This window comes from Protofrankia sp. CiP1_Cm_nod3 (assembly GCF_982290655.1).
In genome coordinates this window covers 6,399-14,560 of sequence record NZ_CEVIVD010000068.1, presented here as the reverse complement: position 1 = coordinate 14,560, position 8,162 = coordinate 6,399, and the positions used below count along the sequence as shown (strand labels likewise).

Here is an 8,162-nt window from a genome sequence, read left to right as displayed (position 1 = left end):
GCGCCGCGGGGCCGGGCGGCGCGGGGCCGGGCGGCGGGCCCGGGGCCAGGGGCTCCGAGGTGCCCGAGGCCGGGCTGTCGTCCCCGGTCGAGCTGTCCAAAGCCGAGCCATCCGGGACATGGGCGTCGGCCCAGGCCGTCGCGGGTGACCCGGAGACGGCCCGCCAGGCGCTGATCGCGCTGCGCGAGGAGGTGGCCAGGGCCGTGGTCGGCCAGGACGCCGCCGTCAGCGGCCTTGTCGTGGCCCTGCTCTGCCGTGGCCACGTGCTGCTCGAAGGCGTCCCGGGGGTTGCCAAGACCCTGCTGGTACGCGCCCTGGCCGCGGCGCTGTCCCTGGACACCAGACGGCTGCAGTTCACCCCCGACCTGATGCCCGGGGACGTCACCGGGTCGCTCGTCTACGACACCCGCACCTCGCTGTTCACCTTCCGGGAGGGGCCGGTGTTCACGAACCTGCTGCTCGCGGACGAGATCAACAGGACGCCCCCGAAGACCCAGGCCGCGCTGCTGGAGGCGATGGAGGAACGCCAGGTCAGCGTCGAGGGGACGGCACGCCGGCTGCCGGTGCCGTTCACGGTCGTCGCCACCCAGAACCCGGTCGAGCACGAGGGCACCTATTCGCTCCCCGAGGCGCAGCTCGACCGGTTCCTGCTCAAGCTCACCGTGCCACTGCCGCCACGGGATGACGAGATCGGGATCCTCACCCGCCACGCGTCCGGTTTCGACCCGTCCGACCTGGACGCGGCCGGGCTCCGGCCGGTTGCCGGGCCGGCGCATCTCGCCGCCGCCCGCGACGCCGTCCGCGCCGTACAGGTCCGCCCGGAGGTGCTCGGCTACATCGTCGATCTCGCCCGCGCCACCCGGGTGGCGCCCTCCGTGCAGCTGGGCGTCTCGCCCAGGGGCGCGACCGCGCTGCTGGCCACCACCCGGGCGTGGGCGTGGCTGTCCGGACGGGGATACGCCACCCCGGACGACGTCAAGGCGCTGGCCCGGCCCACGCTGCGGCACCGGATCTCCTTGCGGCCCGAGGTCGTGCCCGACGGCGTCACCACGGACACCGTCCTCAACCAGGTACTGGCCACCGTGCCCGTCCCGCGGTAACCCGCGGTGGCCATCACCGGGCGGGCCGCCGGGCTCGCCCTCGCCGGCGTGGTCGCCGTCCTGCTCTCCCCGGCCCCGGCGGCGGCCCTGCTGCTGGTCGACGCGGCGCTCGTGCTCGCGGTGGCCGTGGACGTCGCGCTCGCCGGCGCTGTGCGCGGGCTTGCGTTCACCCGGTCCGGCCCGACGCAGACGCGGCTGGGTGAACCGGTGCCGCTGGTCCTCACCGTCACCAACACCGGGCGGCGCACGGTCCGGGCCCTGGTGCGTGACGCGTGGCCGCCGTCGTCCGGCGCCGCGCCCCGGGTGCTGCGGCTGACGGTCCCGGCCGGGCAGCGACGGTTCGGCGAGGTCGTCCTGCGCCCCACCCGCCGGGGGGACCGCCATCCGTACCGCATCACGGTCCGTTCGCTGGGGCCGCTCGGCCTCGCCGGCCGGCAGGGCCGCCACCACGCGCCGTTCCAGGTGCGGGTGCTGCCCGCGTTCCCCTCCCGGCGGCAGCTGCCGGCCGCGTTCGCGCGGCTCCAGGAGATCGAGGGAAACGTCACGCTCCGTATCGGCGGCCAGGGCTCGGAGTTCGACAGCCTGCGGGACTACGTCCCGGGCGACGACGTCCGCATGATCGACTGGCGGGCCAGCGCGCGGCACGGCACGGTGGCGGTCCGGTCGCTGCGGCCGGAACGGGACCGCCGGGTCATCTGCGTCCTGGACACCGGACGGACCAGCGCCGGCCGCATCGGCGACACCCCCCGCCTCGACCACGCGATGGACGCCGCCCTGCTGCTGGCGACCGTGGCCGCCCGCGCCGGCGACCGCGTCGGCCTGCTCGCGCACGACACCACGGCCCGGGTCGCCCTGCCGGTGGCCGGCGGCGGGAATCCGGTGGTCCGCATGAGCGCGGCGATGGCGCTGGTGGAACCCGTGCTGGCCGAGGCCGACCACCAGGCGATCGCCTCGGCGGTGCTGCGCGCCGCCGGGCGGCACTGCCTGGTCGTGCTGTTCACCGAGCTTGCTCCCGCGGTCGTCGAGGAAGGCCTGCTGCCGGCGCTGCCGGCGCTGACCGCCCGGCACACCGTCGTCGTCGCGGCGGTGAGCGACCCGCGGCTGGCCGAGCTCGCGGCCGGCCGGGGCGATGTGCACGCGGTCTACTCGGCCGCCGCGGCCGGGCAGACGCTGCTGCGCCGCCGCCAGCTCGCCGGGCTGCTGCGCGGCCGCGGCGCGCACGTCGTGGACGCCCCGCCGGCGACCTACGCGGCGGCCGTCACCGACGTCTACCTGGCCCTGAAGTCCACCGGAGGCCTGTGAGCCCGGCGCGTCAGAGGGCTCGGCGCGTCAGGAGACCAGGCGTCAGAGGGGCCAGCGCGTCAGGAGACTGGAGCGAGGTCCGCGGAGAGCTCCCTGTCCAGGTCGCCGGACTCGCCGGCGGCCACGGCCCGGGCACCGTAGATCTGGACATACCCGACGAACATCGCCAGGGCGAACGCGCCGATACCGATGCGGACCCCGGCCGGCAGAGAGGACGGCGTCACGAACGCCTCGATCAGGCCGCTGACCGCCAACGCGGCCGCCAGCCCGAGCGAGATCGCGACCGCGGCCCGGCCCTCGGCCGCCAGCGCCTCCACCCGCCGGCGCGGCCCCGGGTCGATGATCGACCAGCCCAGCCGCAGGCCGACCGCGCCGGCGGTGAACACGACGGCCAGCTCCAGCATCCCGTGCGGCAGGATCAGGGTGAAGAACTGCGACGACTCGCCACAGCTCGCCATGTAACCGCCGACGATCCCCAGGTTGACCGAGTTGAACAGCAGCACCACGAGGGTCGGCAGGCCCAGCAGCGCGCCGGAGGCGATGGCCGACGCGGCCACCCAGGCGTTGTTCGTCCAGACCTGCGCGGCGAACGAGGACGCGGGATTCTCCGAGTAGTAGCGGGCGAAGTCGCGATGGCACAACTGCCGCACCTCGTCCGGCGGGAGCAGGCCGCTGTGGGCGGCCGGGCTGTGCGCCACCCACAGGCCGAGGGCCACCGCCACCGCCAGACAGGCCGCGCAGGTGGCCAGCACCCACCCACGCCGCGCGTACACCGCCGCCGGGAAGGTGACGGCGACGTACCTGCCGGCGACACGCCAGCCCGGCTCCCGCGTCCCGACCACGACGGAGCGCGCCCGGGTGACCGTGCCGGCGAGACGGTCGACCAGCACCGGGTCCGGGCCACGGCTGCGGATCACCGACAGGTGGGTCGCGACCTTCTGGTAGAGCTCCACGAGCTCGTCGAGCTCCGCCGCGGGCATCCGGCGGGGCCGCGCCGCGCGCCGGACCAGCTCCTCCAGCCGGGCCCACTCGCCGCGATGGCGGCCGACGTACGCGTCCAGATCCATCCGTACCGCCTCCCACCGCGCCCGGCACCCGGCAAAGATCACTACCCGGCACACATCGGACGGGCGGGAACAGGTGGATGTTATCCCCGCACCGCGCGGCCGACACGCTCAGGCCGCGGCCCGTGGCCGTGCGGGAAGAACCATGATCATACAGCCTTCCGGCGAGCGGGAAGGAGGACGGGAGCGCATGGCGGCCGGGCGGGCATGACACACCATCGGGCCGGTGCCGGACATCCACGGGCCGGCTACCGGACATACTCGGCACAGCGCGCGTGCACGGAGCAGGCACAGCGGCCGGAACAGCCGAACAGCCGGAACACGAACAGCCGGAACAGGCAGAGCGGGACGGACGTGAGCGGGACCGGAGCTATCGGGAATGGAGCCGCCGTGTGAACCGGCTTGTCACGGGTGAGGCGGTCACGATCGACCTGCGGGTCGCCCGGCTCGGCTCGCGGATCATCGCCGGGCTCATCGATCTCGCTCTACAGGCCGTCGTACTGGTCGTCACCGCCTGGGCCGCCTTCACCACCGTCGCTCCAGGTGACGAAGCACTGGCGTCCGCGCTCTATCTGACCGTCGTGGTGCTGGTCGTGGTCGGCTACCCGACGACGACGGAGACGCTGTGGCGGGGACGCAGCATCGGTAAGGCGGCCATGGGGCTGCGGGTCGTGCGGGACGACGGCGGGCCGATCCGGTTCCGGCACGCGTTCGTCCGCGCTCTGCTCGGCGCCGTGGTGGAGCGGCCCGGTGCGCTGCTGGCGGTCCCAGGGATGATCAGCATGCTGGTCTCCGGGCGGTCCAAGCGGCTCGGGGACCTGCTCGCCGGAACGGTCGTCCTCCAGGAACGCATCCCACCCGGCGCGGCGGTGCCCGTGATGATGCCGCCGCAGCTCGCCGGCTGGGCCGCCACCCTGGACCTGTCCTCGTTCGAGGACGCCCTGGCGCTGGCGGTGCGCCAGTTCCTCGGCCGGGCCCGGGAACTGTCGCCGCAGGCACGTGAACGCATCTGCAGCCAGCTCGCCGCGTCGGTGTACGCCGTCGTCACCCCGCCACCGCCGCCGGGTACCCATCCCTGGGCGTATCTGTCGGCCGTCCTCGCCGAACGCACCGCCCGCGCACGCTGGCAGGCCGAACGCACCGCCGGCGCGCAGTGGCAGGCCGAACGCACCGCCGGCGCGCAGTGGCCGCTCGCCGGGGCCGGCACACCACCGGCACAGCCGGCCCCGCCGTGGGGAGCCGGCCAGCCGTGGACGTCCGGACAGCCGTGGGCAGCCCACCAGGGGCAGGGGATCCAGCCAGGTCCGGACGGCCAGCCGGGAGCGGCCCAGCCGTGGGCAGCCCAACCGGGAGCGGGCCAGCCGAGGGGAAGAGAGTCCTGGGTAGCCCGGCCGAGCGATCCGGACGACGTGGCTGAGGCCCCGGCGCCGAGCCCTTTCGTACCCCCGAGCTGACCCGGCCGTTCCGGTCGCGACGGCCGGGCCCGTGGCGCCCGTGGCCGGTGCGGCCGGGGAACAGAACTTCCACCGACGAGGCACCCGCTTCCGCCCGGCGGGCCGCCGGCGGAAACGCGCGCACCCGTCCGCGGGCATTGCGGCTCACAGGAACGAGTACGCAAGTGGCTGCCACAGCAACCACTTGTTCTCTCACTCTCATGATCTGTCAATATTTGATCATGAAGGGTTGTGGCGGCGGGAGTGCGCGGAGGATGTCTGGTGGTGGCTGTGGTCAGCGCTCGCGCTGACCGTGGCGGCCTGCCAGGGGCAGGGCCGCCACGGTGAACGGGGTGGCTCCTGGGTCAGGAGCCGGCGGTCAGGAGCCGTGCTCCCAGGAGTTCAGATACTCCTCCTGGGCCGGGGTGAGGACGTCGATCGCAAGCCCCATGGTCTCCAGCTTCAGCCGCGCGACCTCCTTGTCGATCTCGAGCGGGACGTCGTGGACGCCCGGGGCCAGCGACTGCCAGGTCTTCGTCAGCCACTCCGCGGTCAGCGCCTGGTCGGCGAAGGACATGTCCATGACCGCCGCCGGGTGGCCCTCCGCGGCCCCCAGGTTGACCAGCCTGCCCTCGGCGAGCAGCAGCAGGCGCCGGCCGTCGGCCAGCACGTACTCGTCGGTCTGGTGGCGCACCCGGCGCGGGCCGGCGACGGCCAGCTCGGACAGCGCCCTGATGTCGATCTCGATGTCGAAGTGCCCCGAGTTCGCGAAGATCGCGCCGTCCTTCATGGCCTCGAAGTGCTCACGGCGCAGCACGTCCCGGTTGCCGGTGACGGTGATGAACACGTCGCCGATGGCGGCGGCCTCGATCATCGGCAGGATGCGGAAGCCGTCCATGGCCGCGTCCAGCGCCTTGGTCGGGTCGATCTCGGTGACGACCACGTTGGCGCCCAGCCCCTTGGCCCGGGACGACACCCCCCGGCCGCAGTACCCGTAGCCGGCGACGACGACGGTCTTGCCGGCGAGCAGGGTGTTGGTGGCGCGGAAGATCGCGTCCAGGGTCGACTGGCCGGTGCCGTAGCGGTTGTCGAACATGTGCTTGGTGTCGGTGTCGTTGACCGCCACCATCGGGAAGCGCAGCGCGCCGTCCTTGCTCATCTGGCGCAGCCGGATGACGCCGGTGGTCGTCTCCTCGCACCCGCCGCGGACGCCCGGGAGCACCTCGGTGCGGGTCGTGTGCAGCGTGTTGACCAGGTCACAGCCGTCGTCGAAGACGTAGTGGGGGGCGCCGTCCAGCGCCGCGTTGATGTGCGCATAGTAGCCGTCACGATCCACGCCGTTGCGGGCGAAGGTGGAGATGCCGTACTCGGCGACCAGCGCGGCCGCGGTGTCGTCCTGGGTGGACAACGGGTTGGACGCGGCGAGCGCGAGCTGCGCCCCACCGGCGGCGAGTGCCCGCATGAGGTTGGCGGTCTCGGTCGTCACGTGCATGCAGGCGGCGATCTTCACCCCCTCGAACGGGCGCTCGACGGCGAAGCGGTCACGGATCTGACGGAGCACCGGCATGGACCTGTCCGCCCACTCGATACGCGTCTTGCCCTGCTGGGCGAGCGCAAGGTCGGCGATGTCGTTCTTGGGCAGCTCTGCCATCGGAATCTTCTCCTGTCGAGGGGCTCGCGGACCCCGGGCAAGGGGAGACCGCCTACGCGGGCGAACCGGTGGGCCGGCAACGACACGATCATAGTTCCTCGCCCCGCCGGCGGCCCTGATGTCCGGATCGCCAGAGCGACCGGTGGTAGGAGCGCTCTGCATCGACGTTACGACATCCGCCTGCGCGATCCATCCTTCGCCCTGTGTGTCCGGCGAATCCGGAAGTGGTCGACGACCCCCGGGACCGGTTCAACCACCGGCCGGCACCCCGTCTCCCCTGACATGCGCGGCCCCGTCCCGCGCGCGGCCGCCGACGGGTGGATCGCCCACTCGGCCCTCGTCCGCCTCGGCCATGGAGGGCGACGAACGAACACAGAAGACGAACTATCGTAACTGTTTCAATAGGAACGATAGCAGGCAGAATGGAAAATGGTTATAAAGGGGGTGTAAACGGACGGTACCCGACGGTCTGGCAGTCCGCACAGGGACGGGTCGACCTGATCTGGCACGGCTCCCCGCCCAGGCTCGCGGTCTGGACCACGCTTACCCGCCCCAGGCCCTCACAGATGGGGCAGAGCATGTTGATCTCACGGGTGACCGGCTCGGGCCGGTCACCGGAGGCCGTAGAGCTCACCGGGCACGTCCCGCGACGCCACCCGTCACGTCGCCCGCCTCCGCAGCTCGCCCATCTCCGCAGCGTCACGGAGCAGCCCCGCTTCCACGAGCCCCGCTTTCACGAGAGCAGTTCTCGTAAGATCATTTTCTATGAAACCACTTTACGTAGCATGATAAACACAGTCCGGACACCCGGAACCTTTGACCTCAAAGAAATCACAGCAAGACCACTGGAGCGCCGCTGAAGGATCATCTACGAACCACCAACAGACCATCAGCAGGACACCAACAGATCGCCGTACGGACGGGCTGGCGCGGAACGGCCAGTGCGCGGGCCAGCTGTGCCGGCCGACCAGAGTGACCGCCCAGCCGGCCGGACCGGCCTCGAACGGCACCCTCAGAACGGGCATCCCGAACGGCATCCCGAACGGCATCCCGAACGGCGCAGCGCAGGCCGGACAGGCCCATCGGACACAACGCCAGCAGGCATGTCAGCCAGGTACAGTCGGCCAGACACGTCGATCAGGCACAACGTCGCCACATCCGGCAGCGATCGAACGCGGCGAATTCCGATCACACATACGGGCCGGCGACAATCCAGTGGGGCGTCACCGCCCCCAGCGCCACACACCTCCCTGATCTCGTGCGTGTGACATCGTGAGGACAGGCCGCAGGTGTCCACCGGCCCCGCGGGCCAGCGGCGGCATGATTATTTTTGTGCCGGCCAGCGGGCCCGACGGGTTCGAGCCCTTACGGACCGCCGTCCGGCCTATCACAGGAGGTGACCTCAACGGCCGTGCAGAGAGAGCCCACGTTCCGTGCACGACCGCGCCGTCGCACGGCAGACGCCCGTCTCACCTCGGCGCCACGCCCGCCCGCCGACACCGCCGGCCCGTCCGGCGCCCGGTCTGCCGGCACCCCGGGCGCCGGCACGAGCGGCTGGGACGCCCGGTCCGACGACGACGCCCCGGCCACCGCCGACGGGTACCGGGGCGCG

Annotated in this window: 6 protein-coding genes; 4 read left to right on the top strand and 2 right to left on the bottom strand. The window is 72.6% G+C overall.

Going from position 1 to position 8,162, the window contains the following annotated elements:
• The first annotated feature begins 92 nt into the window (after positions 1-92).
• Together AC5LUJ_RS14355 and AC5LUJ_RS14350 are read left to right on the top strand one after the other, a co-directional pair.
• Positions 93-1,100, top strand: coding sequence for an AAA family ATPase (locus AC5LUJ_RS14355; protein WP_445548275.1), 1,008 nt, complete (start codon positions 93-95; stop codon positions 1,098-1,100).
• Between the two features lie 6 nt (positions 1,101-1,106).
• Entirely contained in the window at positions 1,107-2,402 is a 1,296-nt protein-coding gene (locus tag AC5LUJ_RS14350; RefSeq protein WP_493465086.1) for a DUF58 domain-containing protein, read from the top strand.
• 59 nt (positions 2,403-2,461) lie between these two features.
• Here AC5LUJ_RS14350 and AC5LUJ_RS14345 read toward each other — a convergent pair whose 3' ends face one another.
• Positions 2,462-3,469, bottom strand: coding sequence for a stage II sporulation protein M (locus AC5LUJ_RS14345; RefSeq protein WP_250284970.1), 1,008 nt, complete (start codon positions 3,467-3,469; stop codon positions 2,462-2,464).
• 389 nt (positions 3,470-3,858) lie between these two features.
• Here AC5LUJ_RS14345 and AC5LUJ_RS14340 point away from each other — a divergent pair, with 389 nt between their 5' ends.
• Entirely contained in the window at positions 3,859-4,920 is a 1,062-nt protein-coding gene (locus tag AC5LUJ_RS14340; protein WP_250284969.1) for an RDD family protein, read from the top strand.
• Between the two features lie 358 nt (positions 4,921-5,278).
• Here AC5LUJ_RS14340 and ahcY read toward each other — a convergent pair whose 3' ends face one another.
• Entirely contained in the window at positions 5,279-6,550 is a 1,272-nt protein-coding gene (gene ahcY / locus AC5LUJ_RS14335) for an adenosylhomocysteinase (protein ID WP_250284968.1), read from the bottom strand.
• 1,411 nt (positions 6,551-7,961) lie between these two features.
• On the opposite strand from ahcY, the gene AC5LUJ_RS14330 reads away from it, so the two are divergent.
• Positions 7,962-8,162 (top strand): hypothetical protein (locus tag AC5LUJ_RS14330; RefSeq protein ID WP_493465085.1); only part of this gene is annotated, 201 nt, incomplete at its 3' end.